This is a genomic window from Enterococcus sp. DIV0358 (genome assembly GCF_051713465.1).
GTDB classification, from domain to species: Bacteria; Bacillota; Bacilli; order Lactobacillales; family Enterococcaceae; genus Enterococcus; species Enterococcus faecalis.
Genome location: NZ_JBIOPX010000001.1, coordinates 2,019,647 through 2,043,698, shown reverse-complemented (window position 1 = coordinate 2,043,698; position 24,052 = coordinate 2,019,647). Strand labels below are relative to the sequence as shown.

General features: G+C 38.0%; 24 protein-coding genes. 20 read left to right on the top strand and 4 right to left on the bottom strand.

What is annotated here, in order from left to right; all coding sequences use genetic code 11:
* Positions 1–3: 3 nt before the first annotated feature.
* On the bottom strand, positions 4–255 hold the full coding sequence (gene rpsT / locus IGK70_RS09840) for a 30S ribosomal protein S20 (protein ID WP_002356703.1): 252 nt from the start codon (positions 253–255) through the stop codon (positions 4–6).
* A gap of 210 nt (positions 256–465) precedes the next feature.
* Here rpsT and IGK70_RS09835 point away from each other — a divergent pair, with 210 nt between their 5' ends.
* From IGK70_RS09835 to IGK70_RS09825, 3 genes are read left to right on the top strand one after another with little or no spacing between them, the layout of a single operon-like run.
* A complete protein-coding gene (locus IGK70_RS09835) occupies positions 466–1,500 on the top strand; it encodes an inorganic phosphate transporter (RefSeq protein ID WP_002356704.1) in 1,035 nt (344 codons plus the stop codon).
* A gap of 12 nt (positions 1,501–1,512) precedes the next feature.
* On the top strand, positions 1,513–2,136 hold the full coding sequence (locus IGK70_RS09830; protein ID WP_002356705.1) for a DUF47 domain-containing protein: 624 nt from the start codon (positions 1,513–1,515) through the stop codon (positions 2,134–2,136).
* Between the two features lie 18 nt (positions 2,137–2,154).
* The gene (locus IGK70_RS09825; protein WP_071981537.1) at positions 2,155–2,940 is read left to right on the top strand and encodes a ChbG/HpnK family deacetylase; all 786 of its coding nucleotides are present in this window, start codon (positions 2,155–2,157) and stop codon (positions 2,938–2,940) included.
* Positions 2,941–2,978: 38 nt separating this feature from the next.
* On the opposite strand, the gene IGK70_RS09820 is transcribed toward IGK70_RS09825, so the two are convergent.
* Entirely contained in the window at positions 2,979–3,809 is an 831-nt protein-coding gene (locus tag IGK70_RS09820; RefSeq protein ID WP_002381570.1) for an undecaprenyl-diphosphate phosphatase, read from the bottom strand.
* 115 nt (positions 3,810–3,924) lie between these two features.
* Between IGK70_RS09820 and IGK70_RS09815 the strand changes: the two genes are divergently transcribed.
* The 5 genes from IGK70_RS09815 to IGK70_RS09795 all read left to right on the top strand — a co-directional run bounded on the left by IGK70_RS09815 (position 3,925) and on the right by IGK70_RS09795 (position 9,024).
* Entirely contained in the window at positions 3,925–4,485 is a 561-nt protein-coding gene (locus tag IGK70_RS09815) for a PTS sugar transporter subunit IIA (protein ID WP_071981536.1), read from the top strand.
* A 151-nt stretch (positions 4,486–4,636) separates the two neighbouring features.
* Positions 4,637–5,746 carry a DUF871 domain-containing protein gene (locus tag IGK70_RS09810; RefSeq protein WP_002364446.1) on the top strand — a complete coding sequence of 370 codons (1,110 nt, stop codon included), beginning with the start codon at positions 4,637–4,639 and terminating at the stop codon, positions 5,744–5,746.
* Entirely contained in the window at positions 5,721–6,611 is an 891-nt protein-coding gene (gene murQ / locus IGK70_RS09805) for an N-acetylmuramic acid 6-phosphate etherase (RefSeq protein ID WP_002381571.1), read from the top strand. Before IGK70_RS09810 ends, murQ begins: the two co-directional genes overlap by 26 nt.
* A 22-nt stretch (positions 6,612–6,633) precedes the next feature.
* Positions 6,634–8,088 (top strand): PTS transporter subunit EIIC, encoded by a 1,455-nt coding sequence (locus IGK70_RS09800; RefSeq protein ID WP_002356713.1) that lies wholly within the window; start codon positions 6,634–6,636, stop codon positions 8,086–8,088.
* A gap of 87 nt (positions 8,089–8,175) precedes the next feature.
* Positions 8,176–9,024, top strand: a complete 849-nt coding sequence (locus IGK70_RS09795; RefSeq protein ID WP_002382748.1) for a MurR/RpiR family transcriptional regulator — start codon at positions 8,176–8,178, stop codon at positions 9,022–9,024.
* Positions 9,025–9,073: 49 nt separating this feature from the next.
* Here the strand turns inward: IGK70_RS09795 and IGK70_RS09790 are convergent, their stop codons facing one another.
* Both IGK70_RS09790 and IGK70_RS09785 read right to left on the bottom strand, forming a co-directional pair.
* Complete coding sequence (locus tag IGK70_RS09790) at positions 9,074–9,784, bottom strand: histidine phosphatase family protein (protein ID WP_002381572.1); 711 nt, start codon at positions 9,782–9,784, stop codon at positions 9,074–9,076.
* Positions 9,785–9,824: 40 nt separating this feature from the next.
* Entirely contained in the window at positions 9,825–10,451 is a 627-nt protein-coding gene (locus IGK70_RS09785; protein WP_071981535.1) for an MBL fold metallo-hydrolase, read from the bottom strand.
* A 219-nt stretch (positions 10,452–10,670) separates the two neighbouring features.
* Here IGK70_RS09785 and guaD point away from each other — a divergent pair, with 219 nt between their 5' ends.
* The 12 genes from guaD (at position 10,671) to thrB (ending at position 24,036) form a co-directional block, all read left to right on the top strand.
* On the top strand, positions 10,671–12,056 hold the full coding sequence (gene guaD / locus IGK70_RS09780; protein WP_071981534.1) for a guanine deaminase: 1,386 nt from the start codon (positions 10,671–10,673) through the stop codon (positions 12,054–12,056).
* Positions 12,057–12,059: 3 nt separating this feature from the next.
* Complete coding sequence (locus IGK70_RS09775; RefSeq protein WP_002359736.1) at positions 12,060–13,391, top strand: nucleobase:cation symporter-2 family protein; 1,332 nt, start codon at positions 12,060–12,062, stop codon at positions 13,389–13,391.
* A gap of 141 nt (positions 13,392–13,532) precedes the next feature.
* Positions 13,533–14,510 (top strand): GMP reductase, encoded by a 978-nt coding sequence (guaC, locus tag IGK70_RS09770; RefSeq protein ID WP_002356720.1) that lies wholly within the window; start codon positions 13,533–13,535, stop codon positions 14,508–14,510.
* A 161-nt stretch (positions 14,511–14,671) separates the two neighbouring features.
* On the top strand, positions 14,672–15,004 hold the full coding sequence (locus IGK70_RS09765) for a PadR family transcriptional regulator (RefSeq protein ID WP_002356722.1): 333 nt from the start codon (positions 14,672–14,674) through the stop codon (positions 15,002–15,004).
* The gene (locus tag IGK70_RS09760) at positions 15,001–16,029 is read left to right on the top strand and encodes a permease prefix domain 1-containing protein (protein WP_071981533.1); all 1,029 of its coding nucleotides are present in this window, start codon (positions 15,001–15,003) and stop codon (positions 16,027–16,029) included. The genes IGK70_RS09765 and IGK70_RS09760 overlap by 4 nt, the downstream gene beginning before the upstream one ends.
* A gap of 134 nt (positions 16,030–16,163) precedes the next feature.
* The gene (locus IGK70_RS09755) at positions 16,164–17,615 is read left to right on the top strand and encodes a PLP-dependent aminotransferase family protein (RefSeq protein ID WP_104855550.1); all 1,452 of its coding nucleotides are present in this window, start codon (positions 16,164–16,166) and stop codon (positions 17,613–17,615) included.
* Positions 17,616–17,735: 120 nt separating this feature from the next.
* A complete protein-coding gene (locus IGK70_RS09750) occupies positions 17,736–19,460 on the top strand; it encodes a phospho-sugar mutase (RefSeq protein ID WP_071981531.1) in 1,725 nt (574 codons plus the stop codon).
* A 106-nt stretch (positions 19,461–19,566) separates the two neighbouring features.
* The gene (gene proC, locus IGK70_RS09745) at positions 19,567–20,349 is read left to right on the top strand and encodes a pyrroline-5-carboxylate reductase (protein WP_010821004.1); all 783 of its coding nucleotides are present in this window, start codon (positions 19,567–19,569) and stop codon (positions 20,347–20,349) included.
* Between the two features lie 116 nt (positions 20,350–20,465).
* On the top strand, positions 20,466–20,774 hold the full coding sequence (locus tag IGK70_RS09740; protein WP_002382758.1) for an ArsR/SmtB family transcription factor: 309 nt from the start codon (positions 20,466–20,468) through the stop codon (positions 20,772–20,774).
* Positions 20,775–20,825: 51 nt separating this feature from the next.
* Positions 20,826–22,118: a homoserine dehydrogenase gene (locus IGK70_RS09735; RefSeq protein ID WP_002356731.1), complete on the top strand. Its 1,293-nt coding sequence runs from the start codon at positions 20,826–20,828 to the stop codon at positions 22,116–22,118.
* A gap of 2 nt (positions 22,119–22,120) precedes the next feature.
* Positions 22,121–23,176, top strand: coding sequence for a threonine synthase (gene thrC / locus IGK70_RS09730; RefSeq protein WP_002356733.1), 1,056 nt, complete (start codon positions 22,121–22,123; stop codon positions 23,174–23,176).
* Positions 23,173–24,036, top strand: a complete 864-nt coding sequence (thrB, locus tag IGK70_RS09725; RefSeq protein WP_002359743.1) for a homoserine kinase — start codon at positions 23,173–23,175, stop codon at positions 24,034–24,036. Before thrC ends, thrB begins: the two co-directional genes overlap by 4 nt.
* Positions 24,037–24,052: the final 16 nt, after the last annotated feature.

The following is a 24,052-nucleotide window of genomic DNA, read 5'->3' as shown; positions in this document are numbered from 1 at the left end:
ACATTATTTAGCTAATTTGCTTAAACGAATTTTATCGCGGTTAGCTTTGTTTTTATGGATTAAACCTTTAGTTGCAGCCATATCAACAGCTTTAACAGCTTCGTTGTATAAAGCATCGACGTTATCAGCTCCAGCAGCTACAGCTTCTTCAAATTTCTTGATTGCTGTACGCATTGCGTTTGTTTGAGATGAATTTTTCGCATTCGCGTTAGCACTTGTACGTACGCGTTTGATTGCAGATTCGATATTTGGCATTTGTTTCACCTCCGATGATTTAGGTTTTACACTGGTCAGCCAATGTAATTCAACAGTAATCATTATACCTAATCCATTGTTCCATTGCAATAAAAGACGACAAGTTTTTTTCCTTAACAGACAATTTCAAGAAAAAAATAAGAAAATTTGCCAGAGCCTTAAGAAAAAAGCATACATTTTTTTTAAAACATGCTATGATAAAATAGATAAATGAAAAATGGTGGTGTCTTTGTGAGTATTGCATTATTGGTAACGATTACTTTGGTAATGGGTGTAATTTTTGTTAACGGTTGGACGGATGCGCCGAACGCAATTGCAACCGCTGTCTCGACTCGGGTGTTAAAACCGAATGTCGCAATTTGGATGGCTGTTGTGATGAACTTTTTAGGTGCATTAGTTATGACCTTTTTTAATGCCCAAGTAGCTGAAACGATTAGCAACATTGTTAGTTTTGACGCAAATGGAAACGCTTCACAGGTGGCTTTGGCTGCTTCGCTTTTTTCAATTGTGGTTTGGGCAGTTGCTGCGTGGTATTTTGGTATTCCCACAAGTGAAAGCCATGCGTTAATTGCCGGCTTGACTGGTTCGGCAATGGCATTAGGTGGTTTGGGTGCAGTCAATGGCTCGGAATGGATCAAAGTGCTTGTTGGTCTAGTTGTTTCTACCGTTATGGGCTTTGGCGGCGGTTATTTGATTGCCAAACTTGTTGTGAAAGCTTTCTCGGCTGTGCCTAGAAGAAAAGCCAACAAATTTTTTACAGTTGGACAAGCCTTTGGTGCAGGAGCTAATGCTTTTTTACATGGTGCGCAAGATGGGCAAAAATTTATGGGCGTGTTCATGTTAGTGCTTTTTTATAATAATTTAGTCGAAAAAACAGGTGGCGGTTTTGTGATTCCGTTATGGGTTATGGTTCTGTGTTCCATTACAATGGGCATTGGAACTTCTGTGGGCGGCATGAGAATCATTAAATCAGTCGGGATGGATATGGTAAAACTCGAACGTTATCAAGGCTTCACTGCAGATTTAAGCACGGCTATTTGTTTATTTTTAGCATCGGCTTTTGGGATTCCAGTTTCAACTACTCATACAAAAACAACAGCGATTATGGGAGTAGGTGCTTCTAAGCGAATCTCAAGTGTTGACTGGCGTATCGTGAAAGAAATGCTGATAGCATGGATTTTAACTTTCCCAGGATGTGGGCTGATCGCTTATGTGATGTCAAAATTATTTATTGCAATTTTTTAAGGAGAGAAAAACATGGCACGTAAAAAACAATTTGATTATTTTGGAGAATTAAACCAGTTAGCAACAAATGCTTATGAAGCAGCAAAGGTTTTGCAAGAAATTGTAGACAATTATTCATTAGAAAACTTAGTAAAAAAATCAGAAGCGATTCATCAATTGGAAAAAGAGAATGATGAAATTGTTCGCAAAATTTTAAATGAACTCTATATTTCCTTTATTACGCCGATTGATCGAGAAGATATTGTCGATATTACGGATCACTTAGATAACATTATCGATAGCATTAATAGTTTGTCTTATTTACTTGATCATTTAGTTGTCGAAGAAATGATTGCGCCCGCGCTAGAATTAACTGCTTATATTGTTAAAGCGACAGAAGGCGTTAAATCAGCAACGAAGGAATTTGCAAAATTTAAGAATTCTAAAACGTTAGTTTCATTGATTGATGAAGTGAATACGATTGAATCTCAAGGCGATAAATTATACAGTAGCGCCATGAAAGATTTGATGACTAACGAAAAAGATTTATTAAAAGTTATCAAGTGGAAAGATGTTTATGATCAGCTTGAGCGCACGATTAATGATTGTGAATCAGCTGTTAATATTATTGTCGGAATTGTCATCAAAAATACGTAAAGAAAAGAGGGGGAGCTGTTGGTTAAAGTAATTGTTGATGCTGATGATTTTGGGATGTCAGAAGCGATTAATCATGGCATTATCAAAAGTTATGTCGATGGTTTAACAACGTCGACACTTTTGATGCCCAATTTACCAACAGCAGAACATGCCGTTGCGTTAGCAAAAAATTATCCAGGCTTATTTGTAGGTCAGCATACGAATTTTTTATTAGGGAAACCTTGTGCGGACCCATGTATGATTCCTTCACTGGTAGATGAACAAGGCAATTTTCATCGCTCTTCTTATTATCGTCAACAAAAGCAAGTAGCCTTCGTATATGAAGAAGTACGACTTGAAACGATTGCGCAATTGACGCGTTTTAAGGAACTAACTGGACATTATCCTGAACATTTTGATTGCCATTCGATTGGTGATGAAGTGGTTGATCAAGTATTTTTAGAATTAGCAGAAGAGTACGGACTTCATACAACCCTGAAATATAGTGGGGAAAAAGAATATCCACCGCAACAAGGTTATTTCCAGGTGACACATTTGTTAGAGTCTGGCGCGTTATCTTATATTCACGAAGGCGTATCAGTGGAGAATTTTTTAGAAGACGACTTTGGTTTATTACGGATGCCGGAATCGGCAATTGCTGAGATGCATTTTGATGTTGGGTATTTGGATCAATTTGTGTTAGACAATTCTTCTTATACCACTTTACGCTGCAAAGAATTAGCAACGATTTGTGATCCTCGTGTTCGTCAGTGGTTTGAAGAACAGGGGATTGAGCGAATAACGTTTGGCGATTTAAAAAAATAAAACCGTTGCTTTCGACAGTGAAAGCAACGGTTTTATTTTTATGAGAATAACCAGTAGCCAATTAAAATCGCACCTAAAATTACACGATACCAACCGAAAACTGTAAAATCGTTTTTCTTCAAGTAATTCAATAAGAATTTAATCGCAATGATGGAAACAACGAAGGCAACAATAGAGCCAGTTAATAAAATAATGATTTCTTCTGACCCAAACGTATTTCCTTTGGCCAAGAATTTAAAGATTTTTAAAAAACTTGCTCCAAACATTACTGGAATTCCTAAGAAAAATGAAAACTCTGTTGCAACAAAACGTGAGGCCCCAATTAAGATTGCCCCTAAAATGGTCGCTCCTGAACGTGAAGTTCCTGGAATTAATGCCAGTACTTGGAAAGCACCAACGATTAAAGCGGCTTTATAAGTGAAGTCTTTTAGATTAGTACACTTCGGTGCAACATTTTTATTTCGTTTTTCAATGATAATAAAAGCAATCCCATAAACAATTAACATAATCGATACTGTTAAAAAGTTATAAAAATGTGCATCTAAATAATCATCAAATTTTAGACCAATAACTGCCGCTGGTAAACAAGCGACTAAGACTTTAGACCAAAGAATCCAAGTATCTTTTTTCTCTTCGCCATTTTTCTTTGGTGAGAAAGGATTCAATTTGTGGAAGTATAAAATAACAACCGCCATAATCGCTCCCAATTGGATAACGACGTTGAACATTTCCATAAAATCTTTACTTAGATTGAGTTTAATAAACTCATCCACTAAAATTAAATGTCCGGTACTACTAATTGGAAGCCACTCGGTAATTCCTTCGATAATACCAAGAATAATTGCTTTCCATAGGTTAGCAAAAAGCATGTCACCATTCCTTTCTGAAATAAATGCAAAACACATCAAGTATAAGTATACCCGCTGACAAAGTAAATGCCAATGCAAATTCTTATTTTAAAATAAATTTTAGAATTATACAAAGGTGCCACTTGTAATTCATGAAACTTTTTTCTATACTAGTGATACTTTAAAAAATGGGGGAAGAGAAATGTTTGGATTTTTGAAGAAAAAGAATGAAGTTGTCGAAAATAATACAATGCATGCCGTTGCCAATGGAACCATTATCCCAATCAGTGAAGTGAATGATCCTGTTTTTTCACAAAAAATGATGGGAGATGGCTATGCAGTAGTTCCAGAAAATGGTGAAATTTATGCACCTATTGAAGGAGAAGTTTTAAGCGTTTTCCAAACAAAACATGCCATTGGTTTAAAAATGACAAACGGTCTTGAAATTTTATTACACATGGGTATCGATACGGTAGAGTTAAACGGGGCACCGTTCACTATTAAAGTGAAAGAAGGCGACCAAGTGACTGCAGATACGGTGGTCGCAATTGCTGATTTAGAAGCAATTAAAGCAGCTGGTAAAGGAACTGAAATGGTTGTTATTATTACCAACATGGATAAAGTAGCACAATTTTCGTTAGAGAAAACTGGCGTGGTTACAGCTGGTACACCAGTTGGCTCTGCCACAGCCAATTAATGCATTAGACAGATATTTCTATAAAGGAATATCTGTTTTTTTTTGAACAGAAATAAAATTTTATTTTGGAATTAAAAAATATTTAGAAAAATAGTTGAAATTTTATTTCAAACAAGTTATAATGAAAGCGTATTAGAGAGGAGCTAAAAAGATGTATGGTATTTCAGTTTTTCTTGGTGAAGAGATTACAAACGATACAATTATTTATATCAAAAAGATGAAAGCGCTTGGATTTGATGGTATTTTCACTTCTTTACACATTCCAGAAGATGATACTTCCCTTTACCGCCAACGCTTGACTGATTTAGGGGCAATTGCTAAGGCAGAAAAAATGAAAATTATGGTAGATATTTCAGGTGAAGCGTTAAAAAGAGCGGGTTTTTCTTTCGATGAATTAGAGCCTTTAATCGAGTTGGGCGTAACTGGCCTTCGGATGGATTATGGCATTACGATAGAACAAATGGCTCATGCTTCACATAAGATTGATATAGGATTGAATGCTAGTACCATTACACTGGAAGAAGTGGCTGAGTTAAAGGCTCACCAAGCGGACTTTTCTCGCTTAGAAGCTTGGCATAATTATTATCCAAGACCTGAAACAGGCATTGGAACAACATTTTTTAATGAAAAGAACCGCTGGCTTAAAGAATTAGGCTTACAAGTTTTTACTTTTGTGCCAGGAGATGGGCAAACAAGAGGCCCAATTTTTGCTGGTTTACCAACATTAGAAAAACATCGGGGGCAAAATCCTTTCGCCGCTGCCGTTGGTTTGATGGCTGATCCTTATGTCGATGCTGTTTATATTGGTGACCCCACAATTAGTGAGCGAACCATGGCTCAATTTGGTTATTATCACCAAACCAATCAATTTCTGTTAGAAGTAGCACCTAGCGAGAGCCGCTATTTGAAGCGAATACTTGGGACTCATACCAATCGTTTAGATGCTGCAAGAGATGTTTTGCGAAGTGAATTATCAAGAACGAGTGAAATGTTCAGAAAAGATGAAATTGCAACGATTGAGTCAGAGCAGACTGAAGCACGTCCAGTGGGAACCGTAACGATTGATAATGAAAAATATGGTCGCTATATGGGAGAAATTCAAGTCACACTGGTGGACTTGCCGAAAGATGAAAAAGTCAATACGATTACACGAATTATTGAAAAAGATCAAACGATATTGCCGTTAATCAAGGCAGGCAATCAATTTACGCTAGTCACGGAAGGAACGATAGAAAATGAATTTAGAAAACTTAACAACTGAACGTAGAAATGAAAATACAATGGGCTTAGATGAGATGAGTGTCAAAGAAGCTTTACAAAAAATGAATCAAGAAGACCAAAAAGTTGCAATTGCAGTGGGTCAAGAATTAGCAGCCATTGAACCAGTGGTAGAAGCCATCATCAAAAGCTTCAATCAAGGCGGCCGCTTGATCTACATGGGCGCTGGTACGAGTGGTCGGTTAGGTGTCTTAGATGCAGCCGAATGTGTACCAACTTTTGGCGTCGAGCCAGAGATGGTTCAAGGCCTCATCGCTGGTGGTCAAAAAGCAATGACTGTCGCAGTAGAAGGTGCTGAAGATTCAAAAGAACTAGGTCGTCAAGATTTAGTTGATCTAAAATTATCAGCAAATGACATTGTTGTTGGGATTGCAGCCAGTGGTCGGACGCCTTATGTAATTGGCGGTTTAGAATATGCAACAACGGTGGGAGCAGCTACCGCAACTGTGGCATGTAATAAAAATGCCGAAATTAGTAAATATGCGCAAATGCCGATTGAAGTAGATGCAGGACCTGAATTTTTAACAGGTTCGACTCGCTTGAAATCTGGGACAGCTCAAAAATTAATTTTAAATATGTTATCAACTATTTCTATGATTGGTATTGGGAAAGTCTACAATAACTTAATGGTTGATGTAAAACCAACCAATGAAAAATTAGTGGAGCGTTCCAAACGGATTATTATGGAAGCAACGGGTTGTAGTTATGAAGTTGCCGAACTAAAATTTGTAGAAGCAGAAGAAAATGTGAAGTTAGCAATTGTAATGATTTTAACTGATAGTACTAAAGAAGAAGCAACACAAAAATTAATTGACGGGAATCAATTTATCAAGAATACATTAAATTAAGGAATTAGGAGGGTGTTTTAACATGGCAGAAGAAAGAATTAAACGCATTGCTGATGGGATTTATAAAGAAGTTGGTGGTCAAGAAAACGTGGACAAAGTCATTCATTGTATGACTCGTGTTCGTATGGATATCCGAGATTATGACAAAGTGGATATTGAGGGATTGAAAAAAATTGATGGCGTTATGGGCGTCGTAGAAGATGATACGTTACAAGTAGTTGTTGGTCCAGGGACTGTTAACAAGGTTGCACAAGAAATGGTAGATCAAGCAGGTGTCAAATTGGGAGAACCATTTAATCATGACACCGCAACTGATGCTTCAGCAGGCAAATCTGGAAAAGATTTAGTAGAAGAAAAAGCCGCTCAAATGAAAGCACAACAAAAAGCGAAACAAAATAACACTTCACCATTTAAAAAAGTGTTAAAAGCCATTTCTAGTATCTTTGTTCCGATGATTCCTGCCTTTGTTGGGGCTGGTATTATTGGCGGGATTGCAGCTGTTATGTCTAACTTAGTTGTTGCTGGTGATATTTCAGCTTCATGGCAACAATATATTGATGTCTTAAATATTATTAAAAATGGGATTTTTGCTTATTTAGCTCTTTACACTGGGATTAACAGTGCCAGCGTTTTTGGTGCAACGCCAGCGTTGGGTGGTGTTATTGGGGCAGTCACAATGTTGACAGGAATGAATCCAGATGCACCAATCAGTAATATTTTCACTGGGGGAACATTATCTGCAGGACAAGGCGGAATTATCGGTGTTATTTTTGCCGTATGGTTATTATCATTGTTAGAAAAACAATTGCATAAAATTGTCCCAGAATCAATTGATATTATCGTAACGCCAACCATTTCACTTTTAGTGATTGGCTTAGCAACTATTTTCTTAATCATGCCTGTAGCCGGAGCTATTTCTAATGGCTTAGTTGGTATTATCAATGTTGTCTTAGAAAAAGGTGGTATGGTTGCTGGCTTTACTCTTGGTTTAACCTTCTTGCCAATGGTAATGTTTGGTTTACATCAAATTTTGACGCCAATCCACATTGAAATGATTAATCAAACAGGGATGACTTTGTTATTACCAATTCTGGCCATGGCTGGTGCGGGACAAGTCGGTGCAGCTTTAGCATTATGGATTCGTTGTAAATCTGATAAAAAATTAGTTGAAATGATTAAAGGTGCCTTGCCAGTTGGGATTTTAGGTATTGGTGAACCATTAATCTACGGAGTTACTTTACCATTAGGACGTCCATTCATTACTGCTTGTATCGGCGGTGGTATTGGTGGTGCGGTGATTGGGGCCTTCGGTAATGTTGGTGCGATTGCTATTGGACCAAGTGGGGTGGCTTTAATTCCATTAATTGCCAACAACCAATGGCTTGCATATGTATTAGGTTTATTGGCTGCTTACGCAGGTGGTTTTGTAGCAACGTTATTCTTTGGGATTCCTAAAGATATGCAAACAACTAAATAATAAATAGAAAAAAGGAGAACTTGGCTTCTCCCTTTTTCTTTGTTAAAATTTAATTGCGTAGGAAATGGTGTATCAGGAGGGGTGTTTATGCAACAAAATATTGTCTTATCTATCCAAGATCGTCTACAACAATTACCAAAATCAGAACGAAAAATCGCAGAATATATTTTAAAAAATACAGAAACAGTTATTTCAATGAATGCGCAAGAGCTAGCGAAACAAGCAGGATCAAGTCCAGCGGCAATTATTCGCTTTTGTCATTCTATGGATGTGAATGGCTTCACAGAGTTGAAACTTTTATTATCTGCAAATCTTGGCCAAATGAAGCAGCAAATGTACACTGAAGTTACTAAAGGGGAATCAACAGCTGATATTAAACAAAAGTTACAAGCGCGCTTTGTTCATGTGGTTGAGCGAAGCGGTCAGACATTAGAGGATGTCGCAGTGAATGAAGCCGTTGATTTGTTGGAAAAAACAGAAGTAATTTTTGTCTATGGGTTGGGTGCCTCTTCGTTGGTTGCTCAAGATATTTATCAAAAATTTACGCGATTAGGCCGAACGGTATTTACAACATTGGATCATCATTTATTTGCTTCTATGTTAGGCTCAACAGAAAAGCCTAGTGTTTTTATTGTTATTTCTAATTCTGGAACGAATAAAGAAGCAAGTACTTTAGCTGATTTAGCGAAGCAGCAAGGGATTCCTATTATTAGTATCACACAAGATGAAAAATCAGTGATTGGTGAAAAAAGTGATATCGTCCTCCAAACCTCTAGTGGGGAAGACGTGCCATTGAGAAGTGCGGCTACTGTTTCCTTGGTGGCACAATTGTATGTAGTCGATGTTTTATTTTTTGCTTATGCAGCAAAAAACTATAAGGAAACCTTAGAAAAAATTCAAATCTCAAGAAAAAATGTAGAACGTTTAAAAGAATAAATAAAAAGAGAAGGTTATCTGTCATTTTGACAGATAACCTTCTCTTTTTTTACAACAAACGGCACTTTTCAGCGATCTTTTTTCCCTTTTCAATATAAGAACTATCATTAATTCCTTGAATGGTAAATGTTCCTTTTTCGTAAGTTAAGGTCGTCACGCTACCATTCTCCAGTGCCATCTGCATAGGCAAACTTGCATCAATTAAGGAAAGTAAAAAGGAAATTGTTAGTCCATGGGAAACCACCATGACTTTGCCGCCACCATTTTTTTCTCGATGATGAGCGATATCTTCGAAACCAGACCAAACACGATCACGAATAACTTCATAAGGCTCCGCCCAGTCAGCCGTATCGGCTTCAATAATAGCATTTGCTAGCTCACGATAGGTAATCTTCGTGGTCATCATGTCCTCATAACTTTTAAAAGCTAAAATGCGTGGCACCACACCCCAAAGTTCACCATCATAGCCACCATCTAAAGAACCAAAACACCACTCACGAATCCGTTTATCGGTTAGGTAAGGAATATTTTGGTGGTTTTGATGTTCTTGTAAAATAATCTGAGCGGTTTGCATGGCACGACCACTATCACTACTATAAGCTTCCCTAAAGTCTATGTCTCTAAGACCTAAGCCTAAATGATAAATGCCTTCTTCTCCTTGTTTGGTTAAGGGGGTATCTGACCAGCCTTGGGTTCGGCCAATCGTATTAAACATCGTTTTTCCGTGACGAATAATATAAAGTGTCGTTGCTTCAGTCATTGCTACTCCTCCTAAGTTTCTTTAAATAGTGAATAAATCTCTAATTAAAAAATGGGTTTGTGGCTTTTTCATGTTGAATGGTCGTGGCATCACCATGGCCTGGATAAACAGGAAATTCTTCTGGTAAAGTGAATAGATAGGTCGTAATGCTGTGTAATAATTGTTGCATATCACCAGTGTGTAAATCAGTACGACCAATACTACCTTTAAACAATGCATCCCCAACAACAACAAAATTATCAAAGACAAAGCTGACGCTACCAATTGAATGACCAGGTGTTGGGACTACGGAAAATTTCATGCCGCCAATTTCATAATCGGTTAGTTTAAATTCATGTTCGGCGGGTTGAACAATAATATTTGCTATATCGTCATGTCTGCCTAATCCTGAAAGATTCAAAATAGGATTGGAAAGCCACGCTTGTTCTAATGGACTAACATAAACAGGGATTTGATAATGATGGCGCAATTCTTCTACCGCACCAATATGATCATAGTGAGTATGTGTTAATAAAATAGCGGCTGGTTTCTTCCCTAAACGGGTAATTTCTTGAATTAGTTTTGCTCCTTCTGCACCTGGATCAATAATTAATAATGCTTCTTCATTATAAACAAGATAACAGTTTTCTTGAATAACACCTGTTCTAATTTGTTCGATCTGTATCATCTCAGGACCTCCTAAAGTTCTAACGATTCTCTTCAAGTATACCGAAGAATCTTAAGAATAGAAAGTTTTCTTGTTTATCCAAAGAAAAAATAAATCATTCTTAGAATGTTCGGTTTTTGCTTGTTTTAACACGTATTTTTTTTAAAAAACTCACATTTTTATAGTTATTAAACGAAAGTTTATGTATAATCTTCATGTGATAGTAAGGAGGAGTATTAAATGTTTCATTTTGTAATAAAAGGAACAGGTTTTTCTAGTAAAAATTTGCAAGAGATTAAAGTTTATGAAGAGACACTTTTTTGTATAGATGAGGCCGGAGTAATTCAGGAAATAATTGAACCAGATGCTGAAGCGTATGAAACTGTGCTAGCAGAACAAAAAGAGGCACAACGTTTTCAAGAATTGCCCCAAGATTCTTATCTTTTACCCGGCTTTGTTGATTTACATGTCCATGCACCTCAGTGGGCACAATCAGGGACCGCCTTGGATATTCCATTGTATGAATGGCTGAATACGTACACGTTTCCTTTGGAGTCCAAGTTTGCAGATTTAGCATTTGCCCAACAAGTCTATGATGAATTGGTAACCCAATTGTTAGCTAATGGGACAACAACAGCCCTTTATTTTGCAACCATTCATTATGAAGCTAGCCGTCGTTTGGCAGAGATTTGTGCGGAAAAAGGGCAGCGTGGCTTAATTGGTAAAGTTGTAATGGATGATCTTAATGAGAATCCTGAATACTATCGTGATCAAACAACGCAACAAGCATTAGAAGAAACGGAACGGTTTATTCAAGAAATTCAAACATTAGCGCAGCAAACAAAACAAGGCGTGTATCCCGTTGTAACTCCGCGTTTCATTCCTAGTTGTACAGAGGAAGCACTTAAAGGATTAGGAGAATTAGCAGCGAAATATCAAGTCCATGTTCAAAGTCATTGTAGTGAGAGTGATTGGGAACATCAATTTGTTCAAGAACGTTTTGGAAAAAATGATGCTCAAGCATTGAATGATTTTGGTTTATTAACAGAAAAAGCAGTGATGGCACATGCAGGCTTTTTAGAAGAAGCAGATATGAATTTATTCCATGAAACAGGGACGGCTGTGGCGCACTGCCCAATCTCTAATGCTTATTTTGGCAATGCAGTAACACCGATTGCAAAATTAGTACATCAACATCAAGTAGAAGTTGGTTTAGGTAGTGATCTTTCAGGTGGTTTTTCACCAAGTCTTTTTGACAATTTAAAGCAAGCGGTTATTTCTTCTAGAATGTTAGAAGATGGTGTCGATGCTACAAAAAAAACAGAAATACGAGGTGTTAAAACAGCACGGATTACCGTAAATGAAGCGTTTTATTTAGCTACTGCTGGTGGTGGTCAAGCGCTAAGTTTACCAATTGGAAAATTAGAAAAAGGGTATGCTTGGGATGTTCAAATTATTAATACAAGCTTGTCACAAGCACGAATCCCTAAAAATCCAGGGGAATCATTGCTTGATATTTTCCAAAAAATCTTATATTTAGCACGACCAGAAAATATTCGAGAAGTCTGGGTACAAGGTGAAAAAGTACATGATAAAAATTTAATGTCAGCAACTAAAGGAGTATAAAAAATGAGTGAAAAGAAACAAAATAATCTTCATTTAACAGTGGGGCCAGAAGATTCAGTATCTTTTGGGCAGGCCACTATGTTAGGGATTCAGCATGTCTTAGCAATGGACGTGTACGTCGTACCTGTGATCATTGCTTCAATTATTGGGATTAGCACAGCACAAACGTCTTCTTTAATCCAAGCAACATTCATAGCAGCAGGACTTGCCACGATTATTCAATCTCATTTTTGTATGAGATTACCAGTTGCGCAAGGCCCTTCATTTATTCCAATCGGGGCAATTGCAGGAATTTATTTTGCCAATAACCAACAAGGAAATGGCTGGGGCGCAGTTTTAGGTGCTAGTTTAGTGGGGGCAATTGTTGTTATTATATTAGGATTTACTGGTATCTTTAATCGTTTAATCACTAAATTTGTTCCACCAATTGTGGGAGGAACAATTATTTTTGTGGTGGGGCTTTCGTTAATGCCAGTCGCTTTATCGGATAATATTTACCACGCAAAAGGGGAATTAGGACAAAATATTTTATTAGCATTTATAGCAGCGGGTACGTTGATCTTCTTTGCGCTCTTAGGTTCTGCTTTGAAAAAAGGGCGGATTTTCCGCGTTTCTTCTGTTATTTTGGCATTATTATTTGGGAGCATCGCGGCACAATTATTAGGGGTACTTGATTTATCAGCCGTTAGTGAAGCGGCTTGGTTTAGTTTGCCTCAGTTACCATTAGTTAACTTTTCTTTCCAATTTGACTGGTCAGCCATTGCCACGATGTTAGTTATTTATCTGGTTTTAATGGCGGAAACAACAGGCACTTGGTTTGCTGTGAGTCATGTTGTCGCTGAACCTTTGACCGAAGAAAAAATTAATCGCGGCGTAATTGGTGAAGGCTTAGGTTGCTTAGTTTCTTCATTCATTGGCGGCACGCCAGTAACTAGTTACTCTACAAATGCTGGGATTATTTCAATCACTGGGGTTGCTAGTCGCAAGGTTTTTGTGGCTGCAGGTGCGTGGTTTGTCTTATTTGGCTTATCTGGAAAACTTTCCACCTTGATTTCGGCCATTCCGGCACCAGTTATCGGCGGTGTTTTTGTGGTTGTTTGTGGCATCATTTCTGTAAGTGGAATGAAAGTCATGAGTGATGTAACAATTCATGAAAAAGAGATGTATGTAATTGCCGTTCCGATTATTATGACATTAGCGTTGACATTGTTACCAAAAGAGTTTTTGGAAACTCTACCACAATTTTTACAATATTTATTTAGTTCACCCGTGGCAACTGCCTCAATTGTTGCTATTTTATTGCAGGCCATTTTACCAAACGTTCAAGAAGGGTAAAAAGATTAATTTTCGTTAAAACGCCTTTGACAAGTGGCGGTAAATAGTGTAAATTAACAATGGTGTTTGTAAACACGAACGTTAAATGACCGAATGTTCGGTTTTTACGTTATTTTTGTAAATAACTAGGAGGCAGTAAGTATGAAAGTTTTTGATTATGAAGATGTCCAATTAATTCCCAATAAATGTATCGTGAATAGTCGTTCTGAATGTGATACTACAGTAACTTTAGGAAAACATTCGTTTAAAATGCCTGTCGTTCCAGCGAACATGCAAACAATTATTGATGAAACGATTGCGGAAACCCTTGCTGAAAATGGTTATTTTTATATCATGCATCGGTTTGATGAAGAGGCGCGAGTGCCATTTATTAAAAAAATGCAACAAAAGGGCTTAATCACGTCAATTAGTGTGGGTGTGAAAGAAGGGGAATACGCTTTTGTTGAAACGTTAGCCCGAGAAGGTTTAGTTCCTGACTACGTGACAATTGATATCGCCCATGGTCATTCAAATGCGGTGATTAATATGATTCAACACTTGAAAAAATCTTTACCAGAGACGTTCGTTATTGCGGGCAATGTTGGAACACCAGAAGCCGTTCGCGAATTAGAAAACGCTGGAGCCGATGCCACCAAAGTGGGGATTGGACCAGGAAAAGTTTGTATTACTAAAATTAAGACTGGCTTTGGGACAGGTGGCTGGCAGTTAGCGGCTTTACGTTGGTGTGCCAAAGCTGCTCGGAAACCAATTATTGCAGATGGTGGGATTCGGACCCATGGAGATATTGCAAAATCTGTGCGTTTTGGGGCAACTATGGTCATGATTGGTTCATTATTTGCTGGACATGAAGAATCACCAGGTGAAACAAAAGTGGAAGATGGCGTTGTTTACAAAGAATACTTTGGTAGCGCCTCTGAATTCCAAAAAGGCGAAAAGAAAAACGTTGAAGGCAAAAAAATCTGGTTACGCCATAAAGGGAAGTTGGCAGATACTTTAGTCGAAATGCAACAAGATTTACAATCTTCCATTTCATACGCGGGAGGTCGTGATTTAGAAGCGATTCGTAAAGTTGATTATGTGATTGTAAAAAATTCTATTTTTAATGGTGATACCATTTAACATTCAACTATAGACTGAAAAGAAGACAGCACGTAGTGCAGAAATTAAATTGATTTCTGCATTACGTGCTTTTTTTACTTTACCTATCGTAGTAATCGTGTTAAGATAATTACAACGACAGACGTAGTACGATAGTTGAAGTACTTGAGGGAGGAATTTATGTGATTGGTAGTGATGCAATTCGAGGATACAACGATACCTTTATTCTCTCAATCTTACAATCCGGCGCTTCATATGGTTATGCGATTTCTAAACGCATTCGTGAAATTTCTAAAGAACAATATTCGATTAAAGAAACGACACTTTATTCTGCTTTTACACGTTTAGAGAAAAATGGCTACATTGAATCATTTCCAGGAGAAGTAACGCATGGCAAAAAGCGGACCTATTATCAAATAACCCATGCAGGAGAGCGTTATTTAGAGGAAAAGTTACTAGAATGGGAAGTAACAAAAGACGTCGTCGAAGCATTTGTAAAGGAGATGGGAAAATGAAAATTATAGAAGAATTTATTGATAGCTTATTTTCAGGCGTTGTTGAAACATCTGAAACAAAACAATTAAAGGCGGACTTATTAGCAAATGCTGAGGATCGTTATGAAGACTTGCTCAGCCAAGGAAAATCGGAAAATGAAGCAATTGGTACAATTATTTCTGAATTTGGTACTATTGATGAATTAATGGAAGAATTGAATTTAGAAAATAAACAAGTGGATGAAACAAACGATTCAATGAACGGTTTGCCAGAAATTTCAGTGGAGGAAGGACTTGACTATTTAGCTGTCCAACGTAAAGGTGCTATTCAAATTGGCCTTGGTGTTGTTGCAATCATGGTGGGTGTTGGCTTGCTGGTTGGTATGCGTGGTGTTCTTTCTAACGGTCTTGGTTTAGTTTGTCTTTTCATAGGTGTGGCAATCGGCGTTCCATTATTTATTGTTGCTGGTAATCGGTTTGTTGCAATGGACAAACAACTGGGGCAACGATTGATTCCGATTAAGTTAAAAAAAGAAGTTGCACAAAGAGAACAAAGTTTTCAACGATCATTTATTTTTTGTATGGCAGCGGGCGTCGTTTTTTGTATTTTGGGTTTAATCCCAGTTGTTGTCTTTAGTAGTGGCCTTCATCTGATGATGCGCCGTTCCATGCATCAAATGATGGGCGGACAATATTATAATGGAACGATGGGGATTAGTTGGCTCTTCTTTTTAGTATCGGTTGGCGTCTTCTTGTTTATATTTGGTGGAGTAATTAAAGGAAGTTTTAATAAATTGTTGAATGAAACTTATTTTTATTCAGAACATGTTGGTCATTCTGATTTTGCCCCTCAACAAACAAAAACAGAGGAAGGACCTGTGGGAAATCCTGTCGGTGCAATTATTGCATCCGTTTATTGGCCCTTAGTTGTTGCACTCTATCTATTTATTAGTTTTGTTTTAGGGGATTGGCGGTTTAGTTGGTTAATCTTTATGTTCGCAGGAATCTTTTATAACACCATCCAAGCATTTTTACACAAACATTGAGACAAACCTGTTAATAGTAAAACAGAAAAGTGGGACATTCGTCAAAACGGCTGTCTCACTTTTCTTGTATTTTCGATTGACAAAAGCATTAAACTGGATTACTTTTAACTCATCCAATTATTGAGGTGATTGCTATGTGGCAACTTAAAAAAGAACAAAATGTTCCCATTTATCGCAGTATTATGGAAATGATTGTTCAAAAGATTCAAACAGGCGAATTATTACCAGGCGAAAAAATCCCTTCGGAACGTAAACTGGCAGAATACTTGTCTGTCAATCGTTCAACCGTTGTTCATGCATTAGATGAACTGGTGGACTTAGGCTGGATTGTGCGAAAAAGAGGGAGTGGAACGATTGTCAACGAAGGGAAATGGGGGGTAATGATGACACCACGAACGGATTGGCATCGTTATTTAGAACAAAATGTGTTCAAACAAGTTCATCCCTTGGTGACAGAGATTGAGTTACGAGCTAAACAAAATTTGCCGACTGACTTAGATATGTATACAGGCGAGTTGCCGTTAGACTTAATTCCCAGTTTCGATTTTCCAGCATTAAATTGGAAACAATTTTTAAAAGAGGAAGCACAAGATGAATTAGGTTATTTGCCGTTAAGAAAAGAAATCCAAGCCATTACAGCAACGGAATATCAGCTTCATTTACCAAGTGAAAGTTTATTGCTTACTTCAGGTGCGCAACAAGCACTTTTTTTAGTTTTGCAAGTTTTATTGAGACAAGGAGATAGTGTTGCTGTAGAAGATCCATCTTTCTTCTATGCCTTACCAATTTTCCAAGCTGCTGGTGTGCGCTTATTTGGTGTGCCCATGACAGATGAAGGGATTGATCTTGAAGCGCTAGAACAAACAATCCGACAACATCGCATCAAAATGGTTATGGTTAATCCTTCCTTTCAAAATCCGACTGGGACAGTGATGCCTTTAAGAAAAAGAGAACAGCTTGTGAAAGTCTGTCAAACGTATCAAGTTCCTATTTTAGAAGATGATGTTTTTGGGCAGTTAAGTTTTATCCCGAAAACAGAAATTCCTCCTTTAAAAAAATTAGATCCAGATAATGTCTTGTATATCGGTTCGTTGTCAAAAATTTTAGGTTCGACCACGAAAATTGGTTGGTTAAGTGCGCCCGCCTCCGTGACGAAACAAATTGCAGAAGCCAGAAAAATGATGGATGTTTCGTTGAGTATTTTTCCGCAGATGCTCGCTAAAATGGCGATTGAAGATCCTTCTTTTTCTGAAAAAATTACGTTATTAAATAAACAAGTGGAACAACGAGCAACAGCTGTATATCAAGTATTTAAATCGTTGCCAGAATGGGAAGTTTCGCCAGTAAAAGGCGGCTTTTATTTATGGGCACATTGGCGTCAAGGGGCACTTAAGCCAGAAGATTGGCAAGTATTTTTACGAGAAGGTGTTTTGGTAGCACCAAGTGTAGCTTTTAGTGAAAAACGTGGAAGTATTCGCTTGAACTGTTCCCGAATTTCACCAGAAGAAATGCCTCTTTTTTGTGAGCGAATGGTACGGATTACACGACAGCTTTCTGAAAATAGACAAACAAAAATAGAACACTAAGTAAGATTTTTCTTATAAAAATCATTTGCTGAGAGAAAACGCTACAACTTCCCTTTTCTAAACGAATATCCAATGCTATACTTAAAAAGTAAAAACAAAAAAACAAATGAGGTGTTTTCCATGTCTTGGGAACAAGTTTACCAACAATGGTTAAATGAAGAAAATATTCCAGAAAATTTAAAAAATGAATTAAAGGACTTAAATACAGACCCTGAAAAATGTGAAGATGCATTTTACGCACCATTAGAATTTGGGACTGCCGGGATGCGCGGGATTTTAGGCGCCGGTATTAATCGGATGAATATCTTTACAGTTCGTCAAGCGACAGAAGGGCTTGCACGTTTTATGGATACGCAAGATCCTGAAACAAAACGTCGCGGTGTAGCCATTGCCTATGATTCACGTCATATGTCTCCAGAATTTGCAATGGAAGCAGCTAAAACATTAGCTAAACATGATATTCCTTCTTTTGTGTTTGAAAGCTTACGACCAACACCAGAATTATCTTTTGCGGTCCGTTACTTTAAAGCTTTTGCGGGAATCATGATTACGGCTTCTCACAATCCAGCTGCCTATAATGGCTACAAAGTCTATGGTGAAGACGGTGGTCAAATGCCGCCAGCTGATGCAGATGCATTAACTAAATATGTTCGTAGTATCGAAAATCCTTTGAAAATTGATGTCTTACCAGATGAAGAAGTTGCCCACAGCGGTTTAATTAACATTGTTGGTGAAGAAGTCGATAACGCGTATTTGAAAGAAATTAAAACAGTTACGATTAATCAAGAATTAATTAACGAAATGGGTAAAGAATTAAAATTAGTTTACACTCCCTTACATGGAACTGGGAAAATGTTAGGAGAAAAGGCATTAAAACAAGCCGGTTTTGAAAAATTTGTTTTAGTACCTGAGCAAGCCGTTGCTGATCCTGACTTTACTACAGTTAAGTCACCAAACCCTGAAGAACATTCAGCTTTTGAATACGCGATTCGTTTAGGGGAAAAAGAAGGCGCTGATTTATTGATTGCAACAGATCCAGATGCTGATCGTTTAGGTGCTGCTGTGCGGATGCCAAACGGAGACTACCAAGTATTAACAGGAAATCAATTAGGTTCAATTATGATTCATTATATTTTAGAAGCCCATCAACAAGCAGGCACGTTGCCTCAAAATGCTGCGGTTCTAAAATCAATCGTTTCTAGTGAACTTGCTACAGCGATTGCTGAGAAATATAATACGAAGATGTTTAATGTTTTAACAGGTTTCAAATTTATTGCTGAAAAAATTCAACAATACGAAGAAGACCACAGTCAAACGTTTATGTTTGGTTTTGAAGAAAGTTATGGTTACTTAGTGAAACCTTTTGTTCGTGATAAAGATGCAATTCAAGCGTTAGTTTTATTAGCAGAAGTAGCGGCTTTCTATAAAAAACAAGGAAAAACATTATACGATGGTTTACAAGATATCTTTGAAGAATTTGGTTACTTTGAAGAAAAAACTATTTCCGTAACAATGAGCGGAATTGAAGGCAGCGGTAAAATCAAAGCTTTAATGGCAAAATGTCGTGAACAAGCGCCAACTGAGTTTGCCGGGATTCAAGTTGCTCAAACGGAAGATTTTAAAGAATTAACACGCACTTTTGCAGATGGTCAAACAGAACAATTACAAACGCCTCCTTCTGATGTGCTGAAATATCATTTAGAAGATGGCAGTTGGATTGCTATCCGACCATCAGGAACAGAACCAAAAATTAAATTCTATCTAGCGACAAAAGCAACAAGTAGTTCAGAAGCTTCTGAAAAAATTGCTGCGTTTGAAGCAGTCGTTAATGAATTAACAAAATAAAATAAACGAAACAGGCTGTACGGAAAAAAGTACGAATGTTAGTGTTTGTGTCAAAAGCTAATTGACTTTTGACACAAACACTTTATTTAACTAAGGAGGGAATGCTATGAAAATTGGCTTTATCGGTGCTGGCAGTATGGGCGGTGCCATGATTAAAGGGTTACTAAAAGCTGAGGCAGTCAAGAAGGAACATTTATATGTGAAAGGTGGCTCAAGTGGAACAGCAGAAGCACTTCAAAAAGAGTGGGGCTTTCAACTTGTCACAGATTATGCACTTTTCCAAGAATGTAAGGTTATTTTTATTGCGACAGGAGCAAAGGTCGTGTTACCTGTTCTTCAGGAATTAGCTCCTCATTTTTCCAACGAAAGTCTATTGATTTCTGTTGCAACAGGTCATACCATACAAGAAGCACAAATGGCCCTTGGCAATAAAGAAGCCAAAGTTGTTCATGCCATTCCTAATACACCAGTTAGCGTGAATCAAGGCGTGATTGGCGTAGCCTTGGCACCAACAATTGAAGGCCAAACGAAGGAACTGGTAATGGAACTTCTTGCTACTTTAGGGTTAGTCAAAGAAATTCGTGAAGCGCAACTGGAAACTTTTGGTACTGTGGCTGGTTGCAGTCCAGCTTTTGTTGATATCTTTATGGAAGCATTGGGAGATGCAGCAGTCTTAGAAGGGTTACCAAGGGACTTATCTTATGAAATTGTCGCTCAAATGATAAAAGGAACGGCGACCTTAGCCTTAGACACGAAAAAACATCCAGGAGCATTGAAAGATGAAGTGACTTCTCCAGGAGGAAGTACGATTCGCGGTGTCGTAGCTTTAGAAAAAAATGGCTTCCGTTATGCCGTGATGGATGCAGTTCAGCAAGCCAACCACGAATAGATGAAGAAAGTTGGAAAATCGACAAGTTTGTCATTTTTCCAACTTTCTTTGTGCCATATTTTTCGTAGGAAAGAACAATCGCAGTTCTTATTTTAAAAAACTCTGTGTTATAATGAGTGCAAAGTGAGGCGACTATAATGAAACAAATGGAAGAAATCAAACAAGTAAGTCAATTATATAAAGTATTAAGTGATCCAACACGTTTAAGAATTTTGCTACTTTTAAAAGAAGGCGAGCATAATGTAACGGCGATTAGTGAACAATTGGAAATGGAACAGTCCGCCGTTTCTCATCAACTAAAATTATTAAGAGATAGCCGGGTTGTCAAGGCACGTCGCGAAGGAAAAACGATTTTTTATACATTGGATGATCATCATGTAATAGATATTTTAAATCAGACCTTTGAGCATATTGAACATCGATAAAAAGTAGGAAAAAATAGCGTAACTAGAATAGCGCTGTTGATGGAGGTAAAAATGAAGGATACCTTAAAGATCGGGTTACTAGGATTAGGGACTGTAGGCACTGGCGTTTTAACTCTCTTGAAAGAACATCAAGAGAAAATTTCACAAGTGACAGGAATGAATGTAGTCATTGAAAAAGCATTTGTCCGAAATCTTGAAACGAAACAAGCGCAAGCGGAAGAATACGGTCTGTCTTTAACAACTTCAATTGATGATATTTTAGAAGATAAAGAGATTCAAATCGTTGTGGAATTAATGGGAACCATTGAACCAGCCAAAACCTATATCATGAAAGCTTTAGAAAAGGGCAAACATATTGTGACTGCCAATAAAGATTTACTGGCGCAACATGGGAGTGAATTAGTAGCGTTAGCCCAAAAACATCATTGTGATTTATATTACGAAGCAAGTGTTGCTGGCGGGATTCCTATTTTAAGAACAATTGCTAATAGCTTAGCGGCAGACAATATTCAACAAGTTTTAGGAATTGTGAACGGTACGACGAATTATATGCTTACGCAAATGGTTTCTGCTGATAAAAGTTATGAAGAAGCTTTAGCAGAAGCGCAAGCGTTGGGATTTGCTGAAGCGGATCCGACAAATGATGTCGATGGAATCGATGCAGCCTATAAAATGGTTATTTTAAGTCAATTTGCTTTTGGGATGAATGTTTCATTACCACAAGTTGATATTCGCGGAATTCGCGGATTGTCTTTAGATGATGTCGCCATGGCTAAACAACTGGGGTATGAAATCAAATTGATTGGCTCTGCTGAACAAAATGAGAATAGTATCTCGGTGGAAGTGGCGCCTATGCTAGTCAATCAAAAGCATCCTATTGCATCTGTTCGGAATGAGTACAATGCAGTATTTATAAAAAGTGCAGGCGTGGGCGAATCAATGTATTACGGTCCAGGAGCTGGCGCTAAACCGACAGCAACCAGTGTGGTCAGTGATTTAATTACGATTGCTAAAAACATTCGCTTGGCAACGACTGGCCATATGTTCAATTCGTATCAACATAAAACCCAATTGACGAGTTCCGAAAATGTATTTGGGCAGTACTATTTTTCATTAGATGTTCCAGATACACCAGGACAATTTTTGCAGTTGACGCAATTAATGACTAAAGCAGAAGTCAGCTTTGATCAATTAGTTCAACAGAAATCAGATGGACAGCGAGCAAGAATTGTTGCCATTACACACCAGATATCAAAAGCACAAATGCAACAAGTTGTGACAGCTATTCAAAATACGGAAGCCTTTCAGTTATTGAATGTAATGAAGGTTATAGGAGATGAGTAAACATGTATGAAGGTTTGTTAAAACAGTATCAAGCGTATTTGCCCGTAACAGAAAAAACACCAATGATTTCTTTAGCCGAAGGAAATACGCCACTGATTCCTTTACCTAATTTATCCAAAGAATTAGGTATTCAATTATATGGAAAATACGAAGGCTTAAATCCCACTGGCTCATTCAAAGATCGCGGGATGGTGATGGCTGTAGCAAAAGCGGTAGAAGAAGGTGCCAAAGCGATTGTTTGTGCTTCTACAGGAAATACTAGTGCCGCCGCTGCTGCGTATGCCACAAGAGCAGGCATTAAAGCGTATGTAGTGATTCCAGAAGGAAAAATCGCACTGGGAAAATTGGCGCAAGCTATTATGTATGGGGCAGACATTATTTCGATTCCAGGTAACTTTGATGAAGCATTAAAAGCGGTGCGAGAGATTGCGAAAACTGAGGCAGTTGCGCTAGTTAATTCAGTGAATCCTTATCGCTTAGAAGGGCAAAAGACAGCAGCTTTTGAAGTTTGTGAACAATTAGGTCAAGCGCCCGATGTCTTAGCGATTCCAGTTGGAAATGCCGGCAATATTTCCGCTTACTGGAAAGGCTTTAAAGAATGGCATGAAAAACAAGGAACAACTTTACCAAGAATGCATGGTTTTGAAGCAGAAGGTGCCGCAGCGATCGTGAAAGGCCAAGTGATTGAGCAACCTGAAACCGTGGCAACAGCGATCCGGATTGGAAATCCTGCTAGTTGGCAACTAGCAGAACAGGCACGGGATGAATCCGGTGGTTTCATTGATGCCGTGACAGATCAAGAAATTTTAACGGCTTACCGAAAAATTGCTGCTCAAGATGGGGTTTTCATTGAACCTGGTTCGGCTGCTTCATTAGCTGGAGTTATTCAACATGTTAAAAGCGGTAAAATCAAAGCAGGTGAAACCGTCGTGGCAGTCTTTACTGGTAACGGATTGAAAGATCCGGATACAGCAATGGAGACAGAAGTAGCTATTTCAAAAATGAGTGACGTGGAAGAAATGCGTCTGCACTTACGAAAAGGAGTCGCAACACTATGAAAATAAGAGTACCTGCCACTAGTGCCAACTTAGGACCTGGCTTTGATTCATGTGGCATTGCATTATCCGCTTATTTAACAATCAACGTTTTAGGTGAAAGTGAATTTTGGGAAATTCAACATACTTTGGGAGAAGAGATTCCTACTAATGAAGAGAATTTATTAATTCAAACGGCATTGAAAATTGCACCAGAATTAACACCAAAAGTTATTCGGATGGTTTCTGACATTCCCCTTGCAAGAGGACTAGGCAGTAGCTCAAGTGTGATTGTAGCAGGCATTGAATTAGCTAACCGACTAGCACATTTAAATTTGTCCCCTAAAGAAAAAGTTCGTTTGGCCACAGAGATGGAAGGACATCCGGATAATGTTGCCCCAGCTATTTTAGGAGATTTCGTGGTGGCTAGCCATGTAGAAAACCAAGTCTACCATGTCAAACATCACTTTCCAATGTGTGATGTCATTGCATTTATTCCAGAGGAACCATTATTTACCGAAAAAAGTCGCGCTGTTTTGCCCGAAAAATTGACTTATAAAGAAGCGGTCGCGGCCAGCTCAATTGCCAATGTTATGATTGCCGCAATTTTAAACGGGGATTTACCTTTAGCAGGCAAAATGATGGAACAAGATAAATGGCATGAAACGTATCGTCGTTCATTGGTTCCTCACTTAAAAGAAATTCGTCGTTTAACTCAGCAAAAAGGTGCTTATGGCTCTTTCTTAAGCGGTGCTGGTCCAACTGTGCTAATCTTGTCGCCAGAAGAACGAACCAACGAAATTGTTCAAAGTTTGGAGAAATTATCTACCAAAGCGAGCATCCAAATTTTCAATATTGATCAAGAAGGCGTTCAAGTCTTTTAAAAAAAACGAGAAAAAA